General features: G+C 74.5%; 21 protein-coding genes. 3 read left to right on the forward strand and 18 right to left on the reverse strand.

Annotated elements, in window-relative coordinates:
• Nucleotides 1-106: 106 nt before the first annotated feature.
• The 3 genes from ACGFNF_RS25420 to ACGFNF_RS25430 all read right to left on the reverse strand — a co-directional run bounded on the left by ACGFNF_RS25420 (nucleotide 107) and on the right by ACGFNF_RS25430 (nucleotide 4,062).
• Nucleotides 107-520 carry an SgcJ/EcaC family oxidoreductase gene (locus ACGFNF_RS25420; RefSeq protein ID WP_132238240.1) on the reverse strand — a complete coding sequence of 138 codons (414 nt, stop codon included), beginning with the start codon at nucleotides 518-520 and terminating at the stop codon, nucleotides 107-109.
• 66 nt (nucleotides 521-586) lie between these two features.
• Entirely contained in the window at nucleotides 587-979 is a 393-nt protein-coding gene (locus tag ACGFNF_RS25425; RefSeq protein WP_311413386.1) for a hypothetical protein, read from the reverse strand.
• Between the two features lie 83 nt (nucleotides 980-1,062).
• On the reverse strand, nucleotides 1,063-4,062 hold the full coding sequence (locus tag ACGFNF_RS25430) for a hypothetical protein (RefSeq protein WP_393171177.1): 3,000 nt from the start codon (nucleotides 4,060-4,062) through the stop codon (nucleotides 1,063-1,065).
• Between the two features lie 346 nt (nucleotides 4,063-4,408).
• Here ACGFNF_RS25430 and ACGFNF_RS25435 point away from each other — a divergent pair, with 346 nt between their 5' ends.
• Nucleotides 4,409-5,758: an acyltransferase gene (locus tag ACGFNF_RS25435; RefSeq protein WP_357579282.1), complete on the forward strand. Its 1,350-nt coding sequence runs from the start codon at nucleotides 4,409-4,411 to the stop codon at nucleotides 5,756-5,758.
• Nucleotides 5,759-5,831: 73 nt separating this feature from the next.
• Nucleotides 5,832-7,220, forward strand: coding sequence for an FAD-dependent oxidoreductase (locus tag ACGFNF_RS25440; RefSeq protein ID WP_357579281.1), 1,389 nt, complete (start codon nucleotides 5,832-5,834; stop codon nucleotides 7,218-7,220).
• A 300-nt stretch (nucleotides 7,221-7,520) separates the two neighbouring features.
• On the opposite strand, the gene tpx is transcribed toward ACGFNF_RS25440, so the two are convergent.
• The 15 genes from tpx to ACGFNF_RS25515 all read right to left on the reverse strand — a co-directional run bounded on the left by tpx (nucleotide 7,521) and on the right by ACGFNF_RS25515 (nucleotide 23,559).
• Nucleotides 7,521-8,048, reverse strand: a complete 528-nt coding sequence (gene tpx / locus ACGFNF_RS25445) for a thiol peroxidase (protein ID WP_357579280.1) — start codon at nucleotides 8,046-8,048, stop codon at nucleotides 7,521-7,523.
• Nucleotides 8,049-8,225: 177 nt separating this feature from the next.
• Nucleotides 8,226-9,461, reverse strand: a complete 1,236-nt coding sequence (locus tag ACGFNF_RS25450; protein WP_393171180.1) for an MFS transporter — start codon at nucleotides 9,459-9,461, stop codon at nucleotides 8,226-8,228.
• A complete protein-coding gene (treY, locus tag ACGFNF_RS25455; RefSeq protein ID WP_393171182.1) occupies nucleotides 9,458-11,779 on the reverse strand; it encodes a malto-oligosyltrehalose synthase in 2,322 nt (773 codons plus the stop codon). Before treY ends, ACGFNF_RS25450 begins: the two co-directional genes overlap by 4 nt.
• Nucleotides 11,779-13,281: a 4-alpha-glucanotransferase gene (gene malQ, locus ACGFNF_RS25460; RefSeq protein WP_393171184.1), complete on the reverse strand. Its 1,503-nt coding sequence runs from the start codon at nucleotides 13,279-13,281 to the stop codon at nucleotides 11,779-11,781. The genes treY and malQ overlap by 1 nt, the downstream gene beginning before the upstream one ends.
• The gene (locus ACGFNF_RS25465) at nucleotides 13,262-14,671 is read right to left on the reverse strand and encodes a glycogen synthase (RefSeq protein WP_393171186.1); all 1,410 of its coding nucleotides are present in this window, start codon (nucleotides 14,669-14,671) and stop codon (nucleotides 13,262-13,264) included. The genes malQ and ACGFNF_RS25465 overlap by 20 nt, the downstream gene beginning before the upstream one ends.
• The gene (locus ACGFNF_RS25470; protein WP_393171188.1) at nucleotides 14,668-15,402 is read right to left on the reverse strand and encodes an HAD family hydrolase; all 735 of its coding nucleotides are present in this window, start codon (nucleotides 15,400-15,402) and stop codon (nucleotides 14,668-14,670) included. Before ACGFNF_RS25470 ends, ACGFNF_RS25465 begins: the two co-directional genes overlap by 4 nt.
• Nucleotides 15,402-15,677, reverse strand: a complete 276-nt coding sequence (locus ACGFNF_RS25475; RefSeq protein WP_357579274.1) for a MoaD/ThiS family protein — start codon at nucleotides 15,675-15,677, stop codon at nucleotides 15,402-15,404. Before ACGFNF_RS25475 ends, ACGFNF_RS25470 begins: the two co-directional genes overlap by 1 nt.
• Before the next feature lie 14 nt (nucleotides 15,678-15,691).
• Nucleotides 15,692-16,465, reverse strand: a complete 774-nt coding sequence (locus ACGFNF_RS25480) for a thiamine biosynthesis protein ThiG (RefSeq protein ID WP_357579273.1) — start codon at nucleotides 16,463-16,465, stop codon at nucleotides 15,692-15,694.
• Nucleotides 16,466-16,744: 279 nt separating this feature from the next.
• Nucleotides 16,745-17,344: a nitroreductase family protein gene (locus tag ACGFNF_RS25485; protein ID WP_311413408.1), complete on the reverse strand. Its 600-nt coding sequence runs from the start codon at nucleotides 17,342-17,344 to the stop codon at nucleotides 16,745-16,747.
• Nucleotides 17,345-17,536: 192 nt separating this feature from the next.
• Nucleotides 17,537-18,733, reverse strand: coding sequence for a M20/M25/M40 family metallo-hydrolase (locus tag ACGFNF_RS25490; RefSeq protein WP_357579272.1), 1,197 nt, complete (start codon nucleotides 18,731-18,733; stop codon nucleotides 17,537-17,539).
• A 240-nt stretch (nucleotides 18,734-18,973) separates the two neighbouring features.
• Nucleotides 18,974-19,786: a SigB/SigF/SigG family RNA polymerase sigma factor gene (locus ACGFNF_RS25495; RefSeq protein ID WP_357579271.1), complete on the reverse strand. Its 813-nt coding sequence runs from the start codon at nucleotides 19,784-19,786 to the stop codon at nucleotides 18,974-18,976.
• Nucleotides 19,787-19,966: 180 nt separating this feature from the next.
• Nucleotides 19,967-20,434: a MaoC family dehydratase gene (locus tag ACGFNF_RS25500; RefSeq protein ID WP_151456678.1), complete on the reverse strand. Its 468-nt coding sequence runs from the start codon at nucleotides 20,432-20,434 to the stop codon at nucleotides 19,967-19,969.
• Nucleotides 20,431-21,603, reverse strand: coding sequence for an acyl-CoA dehydrogenase family protein (locus ACGFNF_RS25505; protein ID WP_393171192.1), 1,173 nt, complete (start codon nucleotides 21,601-21,603; stop codon nucleotides 20,431-20,433). The genes ACGFNF_RS25500 and ACGFNF_RS25505 overlap by 4 nt, the downstream gene beginning before the upstream one ends.
• 34 nt (nucleotides 21,604-21,637) lie before the next feature.
• Entirely contained in the window at nucleotides 21,638-22,396 is a 759-nt protein-coding gene (gene fabG / locus ACGFNF_RS25510) for a 3-oxoacyl-ACP reductase FabG (RefSeq protein WP_357579269.1), read from the reverse strand.
• A 14-nt stretch (nucleotides 22,397-22,410) separates the two neighbouring features.
• Nucleotides 22,411-23,559, reverse strand: coding sequence for an acyl-CoA dehydrogenase family protein (locus tag ACGFNF_RS25515; RefSeq protein WP_357579268.1), 1,149 nt, complete (start codon nucleotides 23,557-23,559; stop codon nucleotides 22,411-22,413).
• Between the two features lie 89 nt (nucleotides 23,560-23,648).
• Between ACGFNF_RS25515 and ACGFNF_RS25520 the strand changes: the two genes are divergently transcribed.
• On the forward strand, nucleotides 23,649-24,314 hold the full coding sequence (locus tag ACGFNF_RS25520) for a TetR/AcrR family transcriptional regulator C-terminal domain-containing protein (RefSeq protein ID WP_357579267.1): 666 nt from the start codon (nucleotides 23,649-23,651) through the stop codon (nucleotides 24,312-24,314).
• Nucleotides 24,315-24,330: the final 16 nt, after the last annotated feature.

The following is a 24,330-nucleotide window of genomic DNA, read 5'->3' on the forward strand; positions in this document are numbered from 1 at the left end:
CAGCCCGGGCGGCGGTCACCCGGACGCACCCGACGCACCCCGCACCGCCCGGGGGCGGTGCGGGGTGCGGTCGGACGTCAGGCGACCCGCCGCCGCGTACGCGTCGTCAGCGGTTGGCCGTGCCCTTGGAGTTCTGGTAGGCGGCGATGCTCCACCCCCCGTCCACCCGGACCACCGTGGAGGTGGCGAGGAAGGCGCGCTCGGCGACGAACTCGGTCTCCCCCTCCAGGAGCACGCTGCCCTGGGTCACCAGCAGCGCGATGTCGTCGGTCAGGAAGCGGACGTCGAGCGGCTCGACGAGGACGTGGGTCCCCCCGTACGGCCCGGCGAACCCGGCGGCCATGTAGGAGCGGATCTCCTCCCGGCCCTTCATGTAGGCGTCACCGATGAGCGTGCCGTCCTCGACGAAGATCGCCGCGAACGCGTCGGCGTCGTTGGCCGCCCAGGCCGTCACGATGCGCCGCGCGACGTCCCGTACGGCCGTCTCGTCGCTCACGACAGCGGCATTGCCTGCGGACATGTCGTTCCTCCTCCTCGTGTCACCGGTACGCCGCGGGCGTCCGGACGTGCGGGCCGCGTGGGCGGGTCAGCAGGTGATGCGGACCTCGGGAGAGGTCACGTAGGCCATCATGTTCGGGTCCCAGACGACGGACCGGTAGCTCCGGGTGCCGCTGCCGTGGCACGGAAGTTCGAGCCGGGTCACCGACCCGGGTTCCATGTAGCGGTCCAGCACCGTCCGCCAGCCGGTGTCGGTGGATTCGTAGCGCATCAGCCAGAAGACCGCCAGGACCACGCAGTCGTTGGTCGCGACGCTCCGGACCATCACGCCGCTGGGGCTCTTCTCCGGGGTGCTCGGCGCGCTGATGCAGCTCGGCGGTTCCGCAGCCGCCGCCGCGGCGGCGGCCGGGGCCGAGCCGACCGCGCCGACCGCGAGGACGACGGCCAGCGTCAGCGACAGCCATCTCGATATCGTTGCCATGTTTCCTCCTCCTGTCCGGCCGGCCGGCCGGCTCCCGCACCGGGGCGCGGGAGCGGCGGCCGGCCTGCCCGTGTCGTACCGGATCACCTACTGAACCGGTACGCGTCGACGATGGTCTGGTCCAGCCGGTTGCCGTGCGAGTCGACCAGGGTGGCGCGCAGCGACACCGTCCGGGTCCCCTTGGGCGTGTGCACCACCGCGCGGTAGCCGCCGTCACGCGCCGGCACCACCGGGGCCTTGCGCCAGGTGCGGCCCCCGTCGACGGAGATCCGCACGGTGAGCTGCCGGACGCGACCCACGCGGGCCTCCGGCTGGGACATCACGGACACCGGCAGCAGGGTCACCGGCGCCCAGCGGGCGACGTTGTGGTCGTCGACCGTCGGCTTGTACCGGACGAGCCACAGCGGGAAGATCTCGTCGGCGGTGTCCGACCGGAACGTCCACGTCGCGTCCACCCGCGTCGACAGGGGGGAGTACGACGGACGGCTGGTCCGCTTCTCCACGCGGAACGTCGCGGGCCCCGGCGGCACCTCGCCCTCCAGGTTCCCGGCGCCGGAGGAAGCCACCAGCCGGCCGTCGCGGTACATCCGGGTCGTCGCCGCGTCGGTCAGGGAGCCGGCCCGGTGCCCGTCCTGGTCGGAGTACATGGGGACGCCGAACCAGACGGTGTCGCCGCGCCGGCCGGCGTGACCGGCGAAGTCGAACATCGGCCCGAGCACCGACGCGTTCCACCGGTCGGCGTGCCGCTGCCCGACCTGGTACGACTGGTTCGCCTGGCCGAAGGCCGTGATCTCCTTCGGTAGCCCGTCCTCGCCCGGGACGTTCTCGCCGAAGGCGGCGCTCCACACGGTGGCACCGCCGTCCAGCAGGTGCGTCGTGCGCGCCGGCAGCCGGTACGGCAGCAGCGGAGTCAGCACGCCGACGACGCCGGGCACGGTGGGGAACATGGCCTTGGTCGCCGCGCGGCCGGTCACCTGGGCGACCATCCGGCTGTCCACCGTCGCCAGGTCGCGATCGGCCACCTTGCGCTGGAAGCCGGTGAAGAAGCCCCCCGGGCGGGTGTCGAGCAGCCCGTAGGTGTACGGGGTGTCACGGAAGTCGCCCGCCGGGCCGGGCACGGCCCAGGTGGAGTGCAGGTAGCCGGTCATCCGCTCGGCGGGCAGGTCGGGGCCGATCTGCCCGGAGCGCAGGCCGTCGAAGCCGTTGAGGGCCAGGGCGAGGGCGAACCCGGTGCCGTCCTCGGCGCGCCGGTCGAAGCCGAGGTCGACCACGGCTGTCCGCGCCTCGGGGCGGGGCACGGTGGTGCGTACCGGGGCGGTCCGCCGGGCGTCCACGGTCACCGTGGCGTCGGCGTCGAGGGCCAGTTCCGGCTGGACCAGGCGGTGCCAGGTCGAGCCGGTGTCGCCGAAGTCGACCACGTCGCCGACGAGGACGTAGCTGCCCTTCGGCAGCCGGGCGGTGGCGGTGCCGTCCTCGCCGTACAGCAACGCCCTCAGCTCGCCGGTGAGGTCCAGCACCATCGTCTCGGCCCGGCCGGTGGGCCGCCCGTCCGGCCCGAGGTGCCGGACGGTGAGCGTGTGGCTCTCGACCTCCTTCTCCACCTCGACGCGCGAGCGCACGGCCAGGTCGGGCGCGCCCGCCGGGGTGGCGGTGACGGTGCCCGTGTAGCGGCCGTCGGGCCCGTCGTGGCGGGTGTCGGCGGTGACGGTGACGCCGGCCGACCCGCCCGCCGGCACGGTCACCGTGGTCGCGTCGAGCCGCAGCGCCCCGGCGGGGGCGGGCGCGCCGTCGGGGCCGGTCAGCGCGACGTCGAGCCGCAGCTCGACGGGCCGGTCGCCGTGGTTGTGCCAGGTGAGCGTCCGCTGTTGCGGGCGGTCGTCGGCGTGTGGCCACTGCTGGACCCCGAAGGCGAGCGAGGCCGTGGCCGGGAGCACGTTGCGCCGGGCCAGCGCCGCCGCGTCGAGCGCACCGTCCACCGCGGAGGCGGCGAGGGCGGCGCGGAGCCGGTCCACGGACCAGTCCGGGTGACGCTGGGCGAGCAGTGCCGCGCCCGTCACCGTGCCGGCCGGCAGCCCGGTCGCACGCCCGGCGGCCCTGTCGTGGGTGGCGGTCGCTCCGGCAGCCCCGTCCGCTGCGGGGGCCAGCACGAGGGCCCCGGTGCGGTCGCCGATCCGTTCGATCGCCCGGCCGAGCGGGCCGGTGCCGAACTGCTCCGCGCCACCGACGCCGAGGTCGACGACGTCGGCCCGGCCGGCAGCCCACTCCAGGCCGGCCAGGATCGCCGACTCCGGGCACCGGCCGTCGTCGTCACAGACCTTGCCGTCGAGCAGCGTCGCACCGGGCACGGCGGCGGCGGTGCGGGTGCCGTGTCCGTGCCGGTCACCGGTGCTCGCGCCGGCGAAGACCTGCCGACGCGCCACCCGGGCGGCCGGTCTGGCCCGCTCGGCGTCGACGCCGGTGCTCAGCACGGCCACGGTCGGCGCGGCGCCACCCGCCGACAGAGCCGGGGGCAGGTCGGTGGGCGGCGCCGGCACGGGCGCCGGGGTCAACGGCCTGTCCAGCCAGATCCTCTCGATGCCTGCCCGCTGCTCGCGAATCGCCGACCAGGCCGAGGCGGCGTCCGTCTTGGCCACGGTCACCGCGCTCATCCCGGCTACGGCGAACCGGCCGGTCGTGCGCAGCCCCGGCCCGGTCAGACCGGCCGCGGGATCGGCGCCGCGTCGCGACACGATCAGCGGCAGCCCGGGGCTGCGGGCGTCGTCGTAGCCGGCCCGGACCAGCGCCGTGACGTCGAACAGGCGCCGGTCCAGCAGCCCGGCGGAGACCAGCGGGCGGGCGTCCTCCGGGAGGACCGTGCGGTGCCCGCCGGCGCGGTGGCTTGTGAAACGGGTGCCGGCGCGGCCCGGGGCGGCGGTCACGGTGACCCGCGCGCCGTCCGGGGAGACGGTGACCCGGTCACCGGTGATCAGGGTGACCCGATGGTCGGACTGGCTGGCGGGCGCCGGCGCGGGTTCCGCGTCTCCGCCCGCGACCGCGGGGGTCTGCTGCCCGGTGATCACCAGTACTGCCGCCAGGGCCGCCACGCCCCCGACCGCGACGGCCCTTCGGCCGCGCCCTCCGCTACCGGTTGCCGCACGTTTCTCGCCCACCCTGTGTCCCCTCCGCCGCTTCGGTCCGCCGCACGTGCGGCGGTCATCGGTGGTGCCTGGTCATCAGGGATCGTCGTCCGGCCCCTCCGGGCCCCGCATCTCCCGTCGTGCGCTCATCCCGTCGCCGGGCGCGGGGTTGCGCACGGTGGAAGGTGCGCCGGGTCCGGCGGAGCAGCACGATCCGACAGTGGAGCGGACGGACGCGCCGGGGCGCCCGGTTCTGCCGAGGCAAGGCTCAACAGATCCTTTTCGGACAGTACGGGCGCGTGAGGAGCGGACGATGACATCAGTGCGAGGGGACGCGCCGGGGGCGACATCCGCCACCGGCGAGCGGGCCCGACCGAGGATCTTCTTCCCCGAGCTGGAGGGCATGCGCGGGGTCGCCGCCGTGATGGTCATGCTGACCCACATCGCGCTGACCACGGGCTTGATCGCCTCCGACATGTACGGCGCGGCCGGCAACCCGGTCGTCGGACCGATCTTCAACACCATGGACGTCAGCGTGCCGATCTTCTTCGTCCTCTCCGGACTGGTGCTGTACCGGCCCTTCGCGCTGGCCACCCTCACCGACCGGCCGCCGATGGCGCTGAAGCCGTACTTCTGGCGGCGGGCCCTGCGGATCCTGCCGGCGTACTGGGTGCTGACCGTGACGGCGCTGCTCGTGCTCAACGCCGACGCCGTCACCGGGCTGTGGCACGTGCTGCGCTCGCTGCTCGTGCTGCACGTCTACCAGCCGAACGCGATGCCCACGGGCATGGAGCAGACGTGGAGCCTCGCGACCGAGGTCGCGTTCTACGTCACCCTGCCGCTGCTGGCCTGGGCGTTGCGCCGCTGGGCGGTACGCGCCGCCGACCCGGGGGCCCGCGCGAGGCGGCTGCTGGTGCCGCTGGGCGCCCTGGTGCTGACCGGCGCCGGCTTCGCCGCGTACCACCACCTGCCCTCGATGGGTGCCTTCCCGATTCAGCACCTCTGGCCGACCGAGTACGTGGGCTACCTGGCGGTCGGCATGATCCTGGCGATCCTCTCCGCCGTCGCCGAGGTGGCGCCCGAGCGGACGCCGGCCGCGTACCGGTTCCTCATCCGGCACCCGGGCGCCGCGTGGATCGGCGCGGCGCTGGCGTACGCGGCGGCCTGCTCCCCCCTGGGCGGCCCGAACGAGATGAACTACCCGCCGCTGGGCTCGGCGATGGTCGACCACGTCCTCTACCTGGCCATCGCCCTGCTGCTGGTGGCGCCGCTGACCCTGCCGGCGGGCCGTCCCGGCTACATGCGGGCGGCCCTGTCCAACCCCGTGCTGCGCTTCCTCGGCCGGATCTCCTACGGGGTCTTCCTCTGGCACGTGTTCTACCTGTGGATCTACTTCGGAACGACCGGCACGCCGCTGGGCACCGGCAACTTCTGGCTCGTCACCGCGGCGGTGGCCGGTGCCAGCGTGGTGACGGCGACGCTGAGCTTCTACCTGTTGGAGCGCCCGGCGATGGGGCTGCGGCCGTGGTTGGGTCGGGCGCCCGTGGACCCGGGGGCCCAGGCGCCGAGCACGGTACGCGAGCAGCTCCCGGCCGGCCGCGAGGCGGCGCAGCGGGAGCCGCGCGGCACCGAGCCGGCCGCCCCCGCAGTAGCGGCCGAGTGAGAGCGACCGCAGACCGGCACCCCCTGTACCGGGCGGGAGGTCCGCCCGGCGGCGAACCGAGAGGAACCACACGATGAGCGACACCGCGAGAGGCCGGGCCGTCGTCCTCGGCGCGAGCATGGCCGGGCTGTTCGCCGCCAAGGTGCTCGCCGAGGCGTACCGGGAGGTGGTCCTGGTGGACCGGGACCGGCTCGCCGACGCGACCGAGGTGCGCCGCGGGGCACCGCAGGGGCGGCACCTGCACGGCCTGCTCGCCCGGGGTCAGCAGGCCATCGAGGAGCTGCTGCCCGGCTTCACCGACGAGGCGACCGCGGCCGGCCTGCGCTCGGGCGACCTCGGCACCCGGATCCGCTGGTACTTCAACGGCCACCGGCTGAAGCCGGCGGAGACCGGCCTGCTGGTGGTCGGGGGTTACCGGCCGGGCATCGAGGCGCTGGTGCGGCGCCGGGTGCTGGCCCTGTCGGGGGTGCGGCTCGTCGAGGACGCCGACGTCGTCGCCCCGGTCGCCACCGCCGACGGCAGCCGGATCACCGGCGTACGGATCCACCACCGCGGCGCCGACGCCGCCGAGGTGATCGACGCCGACCTGGTGGTGGACGCCACCGGCCGCGGCTCCCGGACGCCCACCTGGCTGACCGAGCTCGGCCACGGCCCGGTGCCGGAGGAGCGGATCAAGATCGGGCTCACCTACACCAGCGCGCGCTTCCGCTTCTCCCACGACCCGTTCCACGGCGACGTCTCGATCAATCCGGTGGCCACCCCCGCCCACCCGCGCGGCGCGTTCCTCGCCACGCTGGGCGGCGACACCGGGCTGCTCTCGCTCACCGGCATCCTCGGCGACGAGCCGCCGACCGACCGGGAGGGCTTCCTGGCGTACGCGGCTTCGCTGCCCGTGCCCGACATCATCGACGCCATCCGGGACGCCGAATTCCTCGATGAGCCGGCCTCGTTCCGGTTCCCGGCCAGCGTCCGGCGCCGCTACGAGCGGGTGTCCCGGCTGCCGGAGGGGCTGCTCGTGGTCGGCGACGCGGTCTGCACGTTCAACCCGGTGTACGGCCAGGGCATGACCGTCGCCGCCCTGGAGGCGCTGATCCTGCGCCGGCACCTCGCCGGCGGTGGGGCGCCCCGGCCTCGGGCCTTCTTCGCCGACATCTCCCGGCAGCTCGACGCGCCGTGGGAGGTCGCGGCCGGCGGCGACCTGGCGCACCCGCGGGTGGAGGGTCCGCGCCCGTTCAAGGTGCGGATGGCCAACGCCTACATCGCCCGGGTGCACGCCGCCGCCACCCGGGACAGCCGGGTCACGGACGCCTTCCTGCGGGTGGCCGGGCTGATCGACCCGCCACAGGCGATCATGCGTCCCTCGGTGATGCTGCGCGTGCTGCGGGCGGGCGGGCAGCCGGCCGGCTCCGTCGCCACCCCGTCCGGCCCGGTGGCCCGTCCCCCGGCGCGCGACCGCGGCTGAGGCGGGTCCGCGCCCGCGGAGGCCGCTCCCCCACACGCACTACGGCCCGTCGTGCCATGCACGCACGACGGGCCGCATCCGGTGGACGGAGGTGGGGACGCCGCCGGTGGCGCACCTGACGGGGACGCAGCCGGCGCGCGCACGTGCCGGGAAGCGCGAGAGCAGGGCCCGGCGCGGGCACGCGCACATGGCCGCGAGCGGGCGCAGGCCTGGTGGCGGACAGGGTCACGCGGTGACCACGACGCATCGACGTCGTGGTCACCGCGTTCGCGTGCTGGCGGGTGGCGACCCCGGGGCGGGTCAGCGGGACGACGCCTTCCTCGCCGCGGCGACCGCCTCCTCGTAGCGCGGGTGCTCGCCGACCTCGCGCACGTACTCGACGTGCACGACGCGGTCCTCGGCGTCGACCACGAAGACCGCCCGGGCGAGCAGCCGGAACTCCGCGATCACCACGCCGTAGGCAAGCCCGAAGGACAGGTCGCGGTGGTCCGAGGCCGTCCGGACCCCCTCGATGCCGGCGTTGCCGCACCACCTGGCCTGCGCGAAGGGCAGGTCCACGGAGACGGTCAGCACGCTCACCCCCGGCAGGGCGGCGGCCTCCTCGTTGAACCGCCGCGTCTGCTGGTCGCAGACGCCGGTGTCGAGCGACGGCACCACGGACAGGATCCGCACCGTACCGGCCGACGAGGCCAGGTCGACCGGCGAGAAGTCGTTGGCCAGCGCGGTGAAGGCCGGCGCGGGATCGCCCACGCGCACCTCCGGCCCGAGCAGCGTGACCGGGCGACCCCGGAACGTCGTGACGCCGGCACGTTCCAACGCGACTGTCATCAGGTTCTCCTAGCGTCCAGCGGGAGGTGGCGGGTCGGCCGGCACCGGCGTGACCCAGCGGGCACCGGCGGCCCCAGGGGCGCGGCCGGTACCGGGCGGTACGCCGGCCCGCGCCGCACCCAGCATCGTCCGCCGCGCCCGACGGCCGCACCTTCGCACGTGCCGCCTCGCGCCGGGTCAGCGCACCGCGTCGGCGTGCTCGGGGGCGGTGGCCGACGCTTCGGCCGGCGGCCGGCGGCGCAGCATCGGCACCGGGATCAGCGAGACGACCCCGGCGGCGACCGACAGCACCACGTAGTTGGTGGTCGCCAGCACCACCCCGGCCACCACGCTGGCCACGGCCGAGGCGGCCCACACGAGGGCGTCCACCCGGCCCTGCACCGCCCGGCGCGCGGCCGGGGTCAGCGCCTGGGTGAGCAGGGCGCTACCGCCGACGAAGGTGAGGTTCCAGCCCCAACCGAGCAGGAAGAGCGAGACCACCAGGCGGGTGAGGCCGCTGCCGTGGGCCGCCGGCCACGACGCCACCACGACGGAGGTGACCAGCAGGCCGATGCCCATCAGGATCGCGGCCCGGCCGCCGAACCGGTCCGAGAGGTAGCCGGAGAGCGGCGCCAGCGCGAACATGCCGATCATGTGGCCGCTGAGCACCACGCCCACCGCCGTGAGGCCGTGGTGGTTGCTGCTCATGTGCAGCGGCGTCATGGTCATCAGGGCGACCATGGCCAACTGCCCGGCGATCATGGACACCAACGCGACGGACACCACCGGGTGCCGCCACACCTGCGCCGGGGTCGGATCGTTGGCGCCCTGCCGGGCCGCCGTCCGCGACCGGGGCATGGCGGCGGAGGCGAGCACGCAGACGCCGGCCGCCAGCAGGGCCACGAGGAACGGCCCGGCCAGGTCCGGCAGCCCCAGCCGGTCGGCGACGTCGGCGCTCGGATCCATCAGGTTGGGCCCGAAGACCGCCCCGACGGTGCCCGCCCAGACGATGATCCCGACGGCCAGCCCCTGCCGGCGGGGCGGGTACAGGTCCGCCGCGCAGTACCGCGACAGCTGCGCCCCGCCGTTGCCCACCCCGAGCAGCACCATGCCGAAGATCAGCAGCAGCACCTGCCCGGAGGCCACGGCGGCGCCGGCCACCGCCGCGCCCACGATCGCGACCAGGTAGCCCAGCGACAGCGCGGAACGGGTGCCCCGACGCGCCATCAGCGCGGCCAGCCAGAGCGTGCCGGCGGCGGTGCCCAGCACGCCGGCCGCGTTCGGCACGCCGCTCCAGAGCTCGGTCAGTTCCTCCGCGCCGATCAGCGTGGACGCCGTGCTGGCCCCCACCATGGAGGTGTTGGTGGCGGCCACCCCACCGAGCAGGGCCGCCATCGACCGTCGCCGGCCGGTGGTTTCCACGTCGACGCTCATGATCCTCTTTTCTTGACGAGCAGTGCCACCGGCAGGCGGCCGAACAGGTCCTCGACGCGGGGCGCCGGCGTACGGACCGGCGCGCCGGTGAGCACGTCCACCCAGCCGTCGGCGTCACCGGGCAGGGGCACCACGGTGTCGGCCCAGCCGCCCCGTTCGGCGAGCCCCACCGGCAGCCGGGTGGCCAGCGCCACGACGCCGTCGTCACCGCCGCGCGAGAAGCCGATGAGGTGCTCCGCCGCGCCACCCTCCGCACGGACCGGGCGGTAGCCGCGGAACAGCCCCGGACTGTCCCGGCGCAGCCGCAGCACCCGGGAGGTGACCAGCAGCTTGGCCGCCCCCGTGTCGTCGACCCGCGGCGTCCGCCCCGCGTCGATCTCCGCCAGCAACCGCCGGCGGGCCGCGAAGTCGACCGGACGGCGGTTGTCCGGGTCGACAAGCGAGTAGTCCCACAGCTCGGTGCCCTGGTAGACGTCGGGCACCCCGGGACCGGCGAGCTGCAGCAGCTTCTGGCCCAGCGAGTTCGACCAGCCGGGCGGGGCGATCCGGTCGACGAAGGCACGGACCTCCGCCGTGAGGGCCGCGTCGGCGAGCACCCGGGCGGGCCAGCTCGTGACGCCGTCCTCGTAGTCGAGGTCGGGATCGTGCCAGTTCGTGCGCACCCGCGTCTCGCGGGCGACCTTGAGCAGGTAGGCGGAGAGCCGCTCGGGGCCGATCGGCCAGGCGCCGAGCAGGGTCTGCCACGCCAGCGGTTCGAGCAGGGGGTCGCCCAGCGGCTGCCGGGCGGACCAGCGGCGGAAGCGCTCGGCGTACGCCTCCGGCAGCTCGCTGAGCACCGCCAGGCGGGCCCGTACGTCCTCCGAGCGCTTGGTGTCGTGGGTGGACAGCGTGGTCATGGTGGCGGGCCAGCCGGCCTCCCGGGCCGCGTTCGCCGCGTGCAGCTCACCCGGCGACACCCCGAACCGGCCCGGGTCGACGCCCACCTCGTTGACCGCGACCAGGCTGTTGTGCCGGTAGATCGCGGTGTCCTCGACGCCCTTGGCCATCACCGGGCCGGTCGCCTGCTGCACCCGCACCGCGAGCGGGCCGGTCGGCCGGGCGACCATCTCGTCCCGGACGGCGGTGAGGATCCCCCGCAGCGCCGGCCGACGCCGGGCGGCCCGCTCGACCGCCTCGTCCAGCGCCCAGCGGTGCTGCGGGAGATAGGACCGGTAGACGGGAAACTCCACCAGCAGGGCCCGGACGGCGTCCGCGCGCTCGGCCGCCGGGCAGCGGGGCAGCAGCGCCGCGACGAGCGCCTCCACCCGTCGCGCCTCGGCGACCAGCATCGTCGCGACGACCTGCTCGCGCGCCTCGCGCACGACGTCGGCCAGCGCGGTGCCGGTCAGGCCGGCCGCCTCGGTCAGCCGCTGCCGGCCCGCCGGGGCCACGAAGACGCCCGAGATCTCGGCCAGCGCGTCGTAGCCCGTGGTGCCGTCCACCGGCCAGCCCGCCGGCAGCTCCTCGCCGGCGCCCAGCACCTTCTCCACGACGATCCACGCTCCGGGCGCCGCCGCCCGCAGCCGTCGCAGGTAGCCCGAGGGATCCGCCAGGCCGTCCGGATGGTCGACGCGCAGCCCGGTGACCTGCCCCTCCCGCACCCAGCGCAGCGTCTCGGCGTGCAGCGCCCCGAACACCTCCGGGTCCTCCGTGCGCAGGCAGGCCAGCGTGTCGATGTTGAAGAACCGGCGGTACGTCAGGTCGGCCGCCCCCCGGCGCCAGGACACCAGCCGGTAGTGCTGCTGGCCGTGCACCTGCGCCACCGTGCCGTGCCCGGTGCCGGGCGCCAGCGGGAAGCGGTGCTCGTGGTAGACCAGCGAGTCGTCGGCGAGCTTCAGCTCCCCCTCGGCCGCCGCGCCGCCGTCGCCGTCGTCGCCCAGCACGGGCAGCAACAGCGGCCCCGCCGACCAGTCGACGTCGAAGAACCGGGCGTAGCGGGACTCCGGCCCGTGCCGCAGCACGTCGGACCACCAGGGGTTGGCCGCCGCGTCGGCGACGCCCATGTGGTTGCAGACCACGTCGACCACGAAGCCGAGCCCGGCCTCGGCGAGCCGGCGGGCGAGCGCGAGGCGCGCCCGCTCGCCGCCCCGGTCCGGGTCGGCGCGCGTGGGGTCGACCAGGTCGTAGCCGTGCGTCGAGCCCGGCGCCGCGGCGAGCAGCGGGGAGGCGTAGAGCGCGCCGGCACCGAGGTCGACCAGGTAGTCGGTCAGCGCGACGGCGTCGGAGAGGCCGAGATGGGGGCCGAACTGGAGCCGGTACGTGGAGGTCGGTGCCGCCATCAGCCGGTGAACCCCCTGGCCCGTCGCGTGGACGCCCGCCGGTCCCGGCCGTACGTCTCGGTCAGCCGGCGCAACCGGAACTCCAGGCCCGGGGTCAGCGCCTCCGCCCGGAACCGCCACCGCCAGCTCCCCTCCGCCTGCCCCGGGACGTTCATCCGGGCCGCCGGGCCCAGCTCCAGCACGTCCTGCAACGGCAGGACGGCGAGCTCGGCCACCGACGCGAAGACCGCCCGCGCCATCGACCGGCAGATGCCGTCCGGCACGCCCCCGAGGTAGCGCTCCACCCGCAGCCGCTGGTCGGCGCTCGACTCCTCCCACCAGCCCAGTGTGGTGTCGTTGTCGTGGGTTCCCGTGTAGGCCACGCAGTCGGTCGGGTAGTGGTGCGGCAGATGCTGGTTCTCGTCGCCGGCGAAGGCGAACTGGAGCAGCCGCATGCCCGGGATGCCGGCGTCGATGCGCAGTTGCTGCACCTCCGCCGAGGCGGGCCCCAGGTCCTCGGCCAGCATCACCACCTCGCCGAGTTCCTTGCGGATGGCCTGGAACAGCGACGGGCCCGGCCCGTCGCGCCAGCGCCCCGCACTCGCCGGGCGGCCCACCGGCACCGCCCAGTAGCGCAGGAAGCCCCGGAAGTGGTCGAGCCGGATCATGTCGTACAGCTGGGTCATCCGGCGGATCCGGTCGACCCACCAGGCGTACTGGTCCTGCGCCATCAGCTCCCAGCGGTAGAGCGCGTTGCCCCAGACCTGGCCGTCGGCGCTGAACTCGTCGGGCGGGAACCCGGCCACGGCGGTCGGGCGGCCCGCCGCGTCCAGTTGAAACAGCTCCGGCGCCGCCCACGTCTCGCAGCTGTCCGTGCCGGCGAACATGGCCACGTCGCCGATCAGCTCGATGCCGAGCCGGCGGGCGTGGTCGCGGACGGCGGTGAAGTGCGAGGCGAACAGGTACTGCTCGAACCGGTAGTAGTCGAGGCGGTCCCGCTCGGTGTCGTCGAGCCGGGCCAGCGCGTCCGGGTCCCGCCGGGCCAGCGGCGCCGGCCAGCTCGTCCACGGCCCGCCGTGCCGCTCCCGCAGGGTCATGTAGCGGGCGTAGTCGTCCAGCCACCACGCCTGTTCCCGGGCGAACGCCTCGCTGTCGGCGGTCGGCGTGAAGGCGGCGTACGCCCGGGCCAGCAGGTCGGCCTTGACGGCGGCCGCCGCCGGGTAGTCCACGGTGTCCGGCGGCAGCGCCGGCACGTCCGCGAGGTCGGCGGCGGTGAGCAGGCCCTCGTCGCGCAGCCGCTCGACGCTGACGTAGAGCGGGCTGCCGGCCAGCGTGGAGCTGGCCTGGTACGGGCAGCCGTCCGCGCCGACGGGGTTGAGCGGCAGCATCTGCCACACGCTCTGCTCGGCGGCCGCGAGGAAGTCCAGCCACTCGATCGCGGCCGGCCCGAACTCACCCACCCCGAACCGGCCCGGTAGTGAGCTGGGATGCAGCAGGATCCCGCTACGTCGGTTGACCGGCACCCGAGTCGTCCTCCCGTCCTGTCCCGTGCGCCGGCGCGCGCACGTACAACTGCTCGTACCGCTCGGCGGCCTCGTCCCACGAGAACCGGGCCCGCATGCCGCGCTCCCGCAACCGCGCCCACGCCTGCCGGTCGGCCCAACGCGCGACCACCTGCGCGATCAGGTCGACCAGGTCCGGCGCGCGGTAGCCGTCGAACGAGAAACCGAGCCCCGTCGCGGCGACCGTCTCCGCCATGCCGCCGACCCGCCGCACCACGGGCACCGACCCGTAGCGCAGCGCGATCAGCGGCGCCAGCCCGCACGGCTCGAACCGGGAGGGCGCCAGGAAGGCGTCCGAGCCGGCGTACGCCAGCCGGGCGATCGCCTCCCCGCTGTCCGGGTGGTAGGCGACGTGCGGGTAGTAGCGGGCGGCGCGGCGGAACGACCGCTCGTACTCGGCCCCGACGCCGACGACGACGAGTTGCAGGCCGAGGGCCGCGATCTCGTCGATGCCCTCCAGCAGCAGGTCGACGCCCTTCTGGTCGACCAACCGGCCGACGAAGGCGAACAGCGGTACCTCCGGATCCGTCGCCAGGCCGCTGCGCTGCTGGAGCGCGCGCTTCGCCACCGCCTTGCCCGCGAGGTCGTGCACGTCGAAGCGGGCCGGCAGGTGCGGGTCCGTGGCGGGGTCGAAGTCGTCGTAGTCGACCCCGTTGCGGATCCCGTGGTAGTCCCCGCCCCGGGCCCGCAGCAGCCCTTGCAGCCCGACCCCGTGCCCGGGGGCGAGGGTCTCGTCCCGGTAGCGGGCGCTGACCGTGGTGACCGCGTCGGCGTACCGGATGCCCTGGGCCAGCAGGTTGCCGGTGCCGTAGCGGGTCAGGTCCAGCTCGTCGGCCTTGTCGTGCGGGAACAACCCCTGGTAGGCGAGGTTGTGGATGGTCATCACGGTCCGCGGCGACGCGTCGAGGGCGCGCAGGTACGCCGGGACGTGCCCGACGTGCCAGTCGTTGCAGTGCACCGCGTCGGGCGGGCTCGCCGACCGGGCCGCCAGCTCGGCGACCGCCCGGGAGAACAGCACGAAGGACGACAGGTGCTTCTCCACGTACCCCTCGGGCCGCTGCCAGTCGGGATGCTGCGGCGTCCGCAGGGTGAGGTACCGGACGCCGTCGTGGTCGCCGAGGTCGTCGACGGTGAACTCGGCGCGCGCCGAGCCCGCCGCGACGGCCACCGTGCCGACCCGGCGGCCGTCCGGCAGCCCCGCGTAGCCGGGCAGGAACAGCCGTACGTCGTGCCCCCGGCCGGCCAACGCCCGGGGCAGGGCCCGGGCGACGTCCCCGAGACCACCCACCTTGACCAGGGGCGCCACCTCGGAGGTGGCGAAGAAGACCCGCAGCGGGCGGCCGGCGCTCACGCCCGCGTCCCCGACAGCGTGGCCGGCCCCGCGACCGTGGACAGGCCCGCGATCGGGGCGCCGGCCAGGCGCAGCTCGACCGCGCCGGCGGCCGGGGCGACGCTCAGCGCGGCGAGGTCCGGCGCGGTCCAGGTCGCCCCGGCGGCCCGCAGGGCCGGCGCGTCGCCGACGCCGACGGTCACCGCCCCGGCGGACGAGGCCGCGCGAACGCCGCTGGGGGCGTCCTCGACGACCAGGCAGTCCGCCGGGGCCAGCCCGAGCCGGCGCGCCGCGAGCAGGTAGCAGTCCGGTGCCGGCTTGCCGCGCGCCGTCTCGCCCCAGGTGACCATGGCGTCGAAGGCCGCGGCGACGCCCAGGTGCGCCACCACCCGCCGGGCCCGGCGCGCGGAGGCGCCGGTGACCAGCGCCAGCCGGACACCGGCGCCGCCGAGCGTCGCCAGGATCTCCCGGGCGCCCGGCACCTCGACGAACGCGAGGTCGGTCTCGGCGACCCGCACCCGGCGCAGAATCTCCTCCCGCGTGTCGGGGTCGAGGTCGCCGAAGAGCGCCGAGACCGAGTGTTCCGGGGAACAGCCGAGCACGTCGTCGCGGATCGCCGACGCGGACAGCGCCCGATCGTGCTCGGCGGCCAGGCCCCGCCAGAGCGACAGGATGGCCTCGGTCGAGTCGATCAGGACGCCGTCCAGGTCGAACAGCACACCGGCGAAGACGGGGACCGGTCCGGACGCCATCAGCCCCCCGCCACGGCGGGCAGGATGGTCAGCGAGTCGCCGTCGCTCAGGCGGGAGTCGAGCATCCCACTGGTGCGCACGTCGACGTCGTTGATGTAGAGGTTGACGAAGCGGCGCAGCTGCCCGTCCTCCCCCATCACGCGGCTGCCCAGCCCCGGGTGCCGGGCCTCGAGGTCGGCCAGCACCTCGGCGACGGTCGAGCCGTCCGCGGTCACGTACTTGCTGCCACTGGTGTAGTTGCGGAACACGGTCGGGATGCACACCTCGACGGCCATGGTCGGCTCCTCGGTCAGTAGGGAATCTCGTCGCCGGGCATGGCGCCGGCCAGGTACGACAGCCGACCGGCGTCCACGGCGTGCTTCATCGCCTGCGCCATCAGCATCGGCTCCCGGGCCTTCACCAGGGCGGTGTTGACCAGTACCGCCGCCGCCCCGAGCTCCATCGCCAGGGTGGCGTGCCGGGCGCTGCCCAGGCCGCCCTCGACGACCACCGGGATGTCGACCGTGTCGATGATCTGGCGGATCGGGCCGGGGTCGGGGATGCCGTGACCGGAGGCCACGGGGGCGCTCATCACGCGCAGCGCCGAGCAGCCGAGCGCCGCCAGCTCCTTGGCGGTCGCGAGGTCGGGCAGGATGAACGGCATGACCTCCCAGCCCTGCTCGCGCAGCTGGGCGGCGACCTCGACGGTGGCCCGGTTGTCCGGCTCGTTGGTCCGGCCGCGGACGTCCAGCTTGAACACGGTGATGCCGTAGGCGTCGTGCAGGATGTTGACGGTCTTCCACGCGCTGTCGGCCGACCGGGCGAACGAGGTCGTTCCGATCCACAGGTACTGCTCGATGGGGATCTCGTCGGCCAGGTCGGACAGCAGGAGACTAGAACGGTTGTTGTCGGGGTCCACGGTGGTGATGAAGACCTGCGAACCGGTCGCCTCGAGCACCTGGCGGATCACCGACGGCGACGTGTACTGCTCGATACCGACGAGCAGGCGCGAGGTCAGCTCCGTGTCGCCGAGCCTGACCCACGCGTCCCGGAGGCCAGCGACCTCCATCGAATCCACGGACATGTACACCCTTTCTGGTCGAGCCGGGCACGACCGGCGGCGGAAGCGTCAGCCCGGGCCAGGGTGGGGCGGGGGCGGGGCCCCCGAAGCCCGCCAAGACCCGGACGCACCGCCGGCCGGCGAATCACCGATCGGTCCGTCACAGGAGTTGCGAAAAGAATCTTGGTTGCCACGGCGCAGCGCGGCATCTTCCAACGTGCGGCACTTCATGACACGCGGATCATTGATTGTTTACGACAACGGTGATATTCGGCCGGCCCGCGTCGGCGCGGAGAAGGGCCGTCACCGCCGGATCAGGACCTCCGGCAGCGGCTTGCGGACCAGGTCCGGCACCGTCGCGTCCGGCGCCGGATAGCCGACCGGCATGACCAGGTACGGGCGCTCCTCCGGCGGCCGTTCGCACACCTCGTTGAGGAAGCGCATCGGGCTCGGCGTGTGCGTCAGGGTGGCCAGGCCGGCGTGGTGCAGCGCCGTGATCAGCACGCCGACCGCGATGCCGACGGACTCCTTGACGTAGTAGGGCTTCGGGGACCGGGGGCCCTGGTGCACCTCGAAAACCACGATCACGACCGGCGCCACCTCCAGGAAGGGCTTGTGCCAGTCCGTACCGATCGGGGCGATCGCCTCCAGCCACTGCGCCGACGCGCGCCGGGCGTAGAACTCGCGCTCCTCGGCCTCGGCGGCCTCCCGCAGCCGGCGCTTGCGGGCCGCGTCGGTGACCACGACGAACCGCCACGGTTGCAGGTTCGCGCCGCTCGGCGCGGTCGCCGCCGCGCGGATCGCCTCCTCGATCACCTCCATCGGCACCGGCTGCGGCGAGAAGTGCCGGATGGAGCGCCTGGCGGCCATCCGGTCGGCGAAGGTACGCGCGTTGTGCACCATGTCCCCGGCCGCCGCCAGCAGCGAGTCGGGTCCGGGGTCACCGGTCATTCCAGCCATGAACGCCTCCCGCGTGATCGACGGATCCAGCATCGCCCAACGGTGCCGGGCGCGTTTTCGCAACCGTGCGGAACTTCGACCGCCGGCCGCCGCCCGGGGCGGGTGGGCGCGACGCCGCGCGGGCGGGTGGGCGGCTCACCCGTCCGTCGACGAGCCCTGCCCGGCGGGTACCGCGCCGAGCGGCCGGTGCTCCTCGGCGGCTTCGGCCGGGCCGGGCGTGGCGAGGAGGCGGGCCGTCAGGGCGGCCAGCAGGGCGCTGCGCTCCGGCATCCGCGCGACGTCGACGTACTCGCCACGCGCGTGCGGCAGGCCCCCCACCCCACCCAGACCGTCCAGGGTGGGTACGCCGAGGGCGCCGGTGAAGTTGGCGTCGGAGGCGCCCGGGGCGGCGACGCCGCGGACGGCCGGCAGCCCGAGGTCCACCGCCACCGACTGCGCGACCCGCAGCAGCGGCGTCGACACGGAGGCCGGCAGCGGGTACCGGTTGATCCCGCCGCTGACGGCCAACCGCGCGTCGGGCAGTCGGGGGGTCAGCTCGCGGACCAGCCGGTCCACCCGGTGCAGTTCCTCGCGGGTCCAGGCGCGCACGTCGACGCAGAGGACCGCGGACTCCGGCACCACGTTCGTCATCGTGCCGGCGGTGAGGGCCGTCGGGGTCACGCTCGTCTCCCCCGCGGCGAAGGCCTGCACGGCGAGGACGTGGTGCGCGAGTTCGACCCCGGCGTTGACGCCCCGGTGCGGTTCGACGCCGGCGTGCGCCGCCCGGCCCCGCACCGTGATCCGGTAGACGGAGCCGCCCTTGCGCGCGACCTTCAGGTCGCCGCCCTCGGTGCTCGGCTCGCCGACCAGCACCGCCCCCGAGCGCCGGGCCTGCTCCTCGATCAGCGGCCGGGAGGTGGCCGACCCGCTCTCCTCGTCACAGGTGAGCAGCAGCCCCACCCGCGAGGTGTCCGGCAGCAGTTCCAGCGCGGTGAGCATCTGCACGATCCCGGCCTTCATGTCGCAGACCCCGGGCCCCGTCGCGGTGCTTCCGGTGATCGTGAACGGCCAGTCCCGGATGGTGCCCGCCGGCCAGACCGTGTCGTAGTGGCCCAGTAGCAGCACGCGTTGGTCGGGGGCCGCCCAGAGCAGGTGCGGCAGCCCGTCGAGGACCACACGACGCCCCCGCCGGCCCAGCGCGGCGTCGCCCCACGCCTCGAGCAGGTCGGCGCAGGCGGCCAGTTCCCGACCCCGCCCCGGCGGCGACTCGCAGGTCACCAACCGGCGCAACCGCGCCGTCATCACCGCTGCCCGGGCCTGCGCCCCACGCCGAAATACATCGACATCCACCATGGTCTGATGGTGGCATCGCCATCCCCGGCGACCACAGGGCACGACGCCGACACCGCACGGATGCGGTGGGTGCGGCGCCCAACACGGCAACCTGGAAGACAGGGCCACGAGGCGGGGCCGGCCGGCCACCCGCACCGGAAACGGACTCGTCCGCCCCGCCGGGTACGGCGGGGCGGACGAGGACGGTACGTCGAGGCGGGTTGCCGGACGGCTACGTGGCCGCCCGCCGCGAGGGTGTCGTCAGCGGCTGCCCTCGAGCTGGCCGCGCAGCTTGCCCAGCGCGCGGGCGAGCAGGCGGGAGACGTGCATCTGGGAGACGCCGACCTGCGTGGCGATCTCGCTCTGGGTGAGGTTGCCGTAGAAGCGGAGGGTGAGGATCTTCTGCTCCCGCTCGTCGAGCGTGGCCAGCGCCGGGCCGAGGGCGACCCGCAGCTCGGCCAGCTCGAACTCGTTGTCCTCGGCGCCGAGGGTGTCGCCCAGCTCGGTGGCGCTGTCGCCGTCGCCGATGGGGGTGGACAGGGAGACGGCGTTGTAGGCGCGGGCGCCTTCGAGCCCCTCCAGGACCTCTTCCTCGGTGACGCCGAGGTGGACGGCGATGTCGGCGACCGTAGGCGCGCGGTTGAGCGTCTGGGTGAGGGTGCCGTTGGCCTCGGAGATGCGCAGCCGCAGCTCCTGCAGGCGGCGCGGCACGCGGATGTTCCAGGTGCGGTCGCGGAAGTGACGCTTGATCTCACCGAGGATCGTCGGGATGGCGAAGCCGGCGAAGTCCACGCCCCGGGAGGCGTCGAAGCGGTCCACGGCCTTGATCAGCCCGAGGGCGGCGGTCTGGGCCAGGTCACCGTTGGGCTCGCCGCGCCCGCTGTAGCGGAAGGCGAGGTGGTGGGCCAGCGGCAGCCACGCCTCGATCACCCGCGCCCGCAGCGCCGGCCGGTCGGGGTGCCCCTCCGGCAGGGCGGCGAGGGCGGCGGTCAGCTCACTCGCGCGGGTCTCGTCACCGGGGGCCGTGGTGGTGGCGTCGGTGGTGGTGGTCGGCGCGGTCGTCGTGGTGATCATGCTGCCCTTCCTGTCCTACAGATGCCGCGACGCCGGGAACCGGCGACCGCAGTGCCACCACCCTAGACCAACGGCCGTCGCCATATCAACCGAACGGCCGATGGATAAAAGCGACACAAACTCCCGAACAAGGCGCTAACCATGTGGTCCCCGCCACGCGCGGCTGGTGCCGCCCGTGGTTCAGGAGGCCGCCGGCCCCACGTGGAGCCGGCTCACCGTCTCGGCGACGCAGACCGGCTTGCCGCCGGCGTCGCACTCCACGGTCGCGGCGGTGACCAGCTGCACCCCGCCGGCCACCGGCGACACCTCCGCGATGGTGGCGACGGCCCGGACCGCCGTGCCGACCCGCAACGGGGCGGGGAACCGCACCCGGTTCAGCCCGTAGTTGACCCCCATCCGCACGCCCCGCACCCGGTAGAGCCGCCCTACCAGCGCCGGCAGCAGCGACAGGGTCAGGAAGCCGTGCGCGATCGTGCCCCCGTACGGGCCGGCGGCGGCCCGCTCCGGGTCGAGGTGGATCCACTGGTGGTCGTCGGTGGCGTCGGCGAACAGGTCGACGCGCCCCTGCTCGATGCGCTGCCACGGCCCCGGGCCGAGGGTCTCCCCGACCGCGGCGGCCAGCTCGTCGACGGAGTCGAAGGTCCTCATGCCAGGTGCCCTCCCAGTCGGGTGTAGCCGCGCAGCAGGTCCCGGGCGATGATGAGCCGCTGCATCTCGTCGGTGCCCTCGAAGATCCGGTAGAGCCGGACCTGCCGGTACCACCGCTCGACGGGCAGCTCCCGGGTGTAGCCCATGCCGCCGTGGATCTGCAGCACCCGGTCGACCACCCGGTTGACCATGCCGGCGCCGTAGAGCTTCGCCATCGACGAGGCGTGCCGGGGGTCCATGCCCTGGTCCACCGTCCAGGCCGCCCGCAGGATGAGCCAGCGGGCCGCCTCCAGCTCGGTCTCGGAGTCGGCGATCATCCACTGGATCGCCTGGTTGTCGCCGATGGGCCGGCCGAACGTCTGCCGGGTGGTGGCGTGGTCGATCGCCATCCGCAGCGCCCGCTCGGCGATGCCGACCGCGTGCGAGGGGATGGTGTAGCGGCCCTTGCCGATCCACTCCATCGCGAGGGCGAAGCCCTGGCCGGGCGCGCCGAGGATGTTGCGCTCCGGCACCCGTACGTCGTCGAAGACCAGCGCGGCCGGCCCACCCTCGCCCATGGTCTGGATGAACTCCGAGCGCCAGCCCATCGCCCGGTCCACCAGGAAGGCCGTGGCGCCGCCGTTGCGGGCGCCCTTCTCTCGGTCGGTGACCGCGATGACGATGGCGAAGTCGGCCTCGTTGCCGCCGGTGATGAAGGTCTTCTCGCCGTTGAGCACCCAGTCGCCGCCGTCGCGGCGGGCGCTGAGCCGGATGTTGGCGGCGTCGCTCCCGGCGCCCGGCTCGGTGATCGCGAAGCAGCTGCGCCGCTCCCCCTCGATCGTCGGGACCAGGAACTCCCTCTTCTGCTCGTCGTTGGCCCGGAACAGGATGTTGTCGGCCTCGCCGCCGAAGCGGAACGGCACGTACGAGCGGCCGATCTCGGTCCAGATCAGCGACTGGGTGACGGCCGGCAGGTCCATGCCGCCGTACGCCTCGGGGGTGGCCAGCCCCCAGAAGCCGAACGCCCGCGCCTTGAGCTGCAACTCGCGCAACTCGTCGGGCTCCAGCCCGGGCCGGTGGGCGCGTTCGCGCCGCAGCAGCTCCGGCTCCAGCGGCATGACCTCCCTGGTGATGAAGTCGCGGGCCGTGTCGCGGATGGCCCGTTCGGTGTCCGAGAGCGCGAAGTCCATGTCCCCTCCGGGTCGGTGCGGTGCTACGCGCGGCTCAGCGCGCGCCGCCGTTGACGTACAGGGTCTGGCCGCTGACGTACGAGGCGTCGTCGCTGGCCAGGAAGGCGATCACCGAGGCGATCTCGGCGGGCTGGGCGACCCGGCGCAGCGGGGTGTGCTCGGCGACCGCCCGCTGGTGCTCCTCGGGGCTGCTGCCCACCCGCTCGGCGGTGGCCGCGGTCATCGCGGTCGCCACGTAGCCGGGGGCGACCGCGTTCACGGTCACGTTGAACGGGCCCAGCTCGACGGCCAGCGTGGCGGTCAGGCCCTGCACGCCGGCCTTGGCCGCCGCGTAGTTGACCTGACCCCGGTTGCCCAGCGCGGAGCGGCTGCTGAGGTTGACGATCCGGCCGTAGCGGGCCGCCACCATGTGCTGCTGCGCCGCCTGGCAGCAGAGGAACATGCTCGTCAGGTTGGTGGTCAGCACCGCCTCCCACTCGGGCAGCGCCATCCTGAACAGCAGGTTGTCGCGGGTGATCCCGGCGTTGTTGACGAGCACGTGCAGCCCCCCGTACGCCTGGACCACCTGGTCGGTCATGGCGGCGACCGCTCCGGCGTCGGTCACGTCGCAGCCGATGCCGACGGCCCGGCCACCGGCGGCGGCGATCTCGTCGGCGACGGCCCGGGCGCGCGCGGCGTCGAGGTCCACCACCGCGACGGCCGCGCCCTCGGCGGCGAGCCGGTGCGCGGTGGCCGCGCCGATGCCCTGCGCGGCGCCGGTGACGACGGCGACCCGGTCGGCGAATCTGGTCACGGTTCCTCCTGGCTCTAGAAGGCGTTGACGCCGGTGAGCGCGCGTCCGATGAGCAGCTGCTGGATCTGGCTGGTGCCCTCGTAGAGGGTGGCGACGCGGGCGTCGCGCAGGTACTTGCCGACGGGGTACTCGTCGATGTAGCCGTAGCCGCCGAAGACCTGCACCGCGTTGTTGGCCGCGCGCACGGCGGCCTCGCTGGCGAAGAGCTTGGCCATCGACGCCTCGGTGGCGAACGGCTCGCCCCGGTCGATCAGGTCGGCCACCCGCCACACCAGCAGGCGCGCGGCGTCGGTGTCGACGGCGATGGCCGCGAGCAGTTGCTGCACGAGCTGGTGGCCGGCGATGGACTTGCCGAACTGGGTGCGCTGCCCGGCGTAGCCGACGGCCGCGTCCAGGCAGCCCTGGGCGATGCCGACGCAGCCGGCGGCCACGGACATCCGGCCCTTGGCCAGGGTGGCGAGGGCGAGCCGGAAGCCGGCGCCCTCCTCGCCGAGGAGCGCGGATGCCGGCACCCGTACGCCGTCGAAGCGCAGCTCCCCGGTGGCCTGCCCGCGCAGGCCCAGCTTGCCGTGGATCTCCCGCCGGGTCAGGCCCGGCGCGTCGGTGGGCACCAGGAACGCGCTGATGCCCCGGTGTCCCGGGCCGCCGGTGCGGGCGAAGACCAGCGCGACGTCGGCCGTGGTGCCGTTGGTGATGAACATCTTCGCGCCGGTGATCAGCCAGTCGGCGCCGTCGCGGACCGCCCGGGTGGTCAGCGCGGCCGCGTCGGAGCCGCTGTCCGGCTCGGTCAGCGCGAAGCAGCCGAGCGCCGCGCCGGAGCAGAGCCGGGGCAACCACTGCTCCCGCTGCCCGGCCGAGCCGTGCGCGGCGATCGACTTGGCGACCAGGCCGAGGGAGACCGAGACGATGCCGCGCACGGCGGAGTCGCCCCGGCCCAGCTCCTCCAGCACGAGGCAGTAGGAGAGGTGGTCGCCGCCCGAACCGCCGTCGTCCTCGCCGATGGTGAGCCCCAGGAAGCCGAGGTCGCCGAGCTTGCCGACGATGTCGGGGTCGACGGACTCGCGGCGGTCCCAGGTGGCCGCGTGCGGCACCACCTCACGGTCGACGAAGTCCGCGGCGAGCCGACGGACCGCCGCCTGCTCGGCGGAGAGTTCCAGATCCATGAGGCTTAAACTAGCGGTGCAAGTTTAATTCCGTCCAGACCCGGTTGTGGCAGAGTTTGCGGCGCAGGACCCGAGCGAAGGAGGACCGGATGCCCCGGCCGCGGCAGGCGCTGCTCAGCCGGCAGCGGATCGTCGAGACCGCCGCCGCGCTGATCGACGCCGAAGGGCTGGAGGGCTTCTCCACCCGCCGGCTCGCCGCCGAGCTCGGGGTACGCGGGCCGTCGCTCTACAACCACTTCGCCACCAAGGACGAGATCCTCGACGCGGTCGCCGACAGCGTCACCGGCCAGGTGGACGTGTCGTTCTTCGGCAGCGTCGACTGGCGCGAGGCGCTGCGCCGGTGGGGGCACTCCTACCGGGCGGCGCTGGCCGCGCACCCGAACATCGTGCCGTACCTGGCCCGGGGGCCGGGGCGCCGGCCGGCAGCGCTGGCCATGGCCGACGCCGTCTACGGCGGGCTGGTCGCCGCCGGGTGGCCGCCGGCCCGGGCGACCCACGTCGGCGCGCTCATGCGCTACTTCGTGGCCGGCTCGGCGCTGGGCTCGTTCGCCCGGGGCTTCGTCGAGGACCCCGGGCTGTACGCGGAGCAGTACCCGCACCTGACCCAGGCCCACCGGCTGGCCGAGCACCAGCAGCGGGTGGACGAGGGCGCCTTCGCGCTGGGCCTCGACGCGCTGATCCACGGGCTGTCGCGCACCTACGAGGAGCACATCGGGCCACTGCCGCCCCTCCCGCCGGCCGACGAGGCGTACTAGAGTCAAAACTTGCGCT

Source organism: Micromonospora sp. NPDC048868, assembly GCF_043198195.1.
Taxonomy (GTDB): Bacteria; Actinomycetota; Actinomycetes; order Mycobacteriales; family Micromonosporaceae; genus Micromonospora; species Micromonospora reichwaldensis.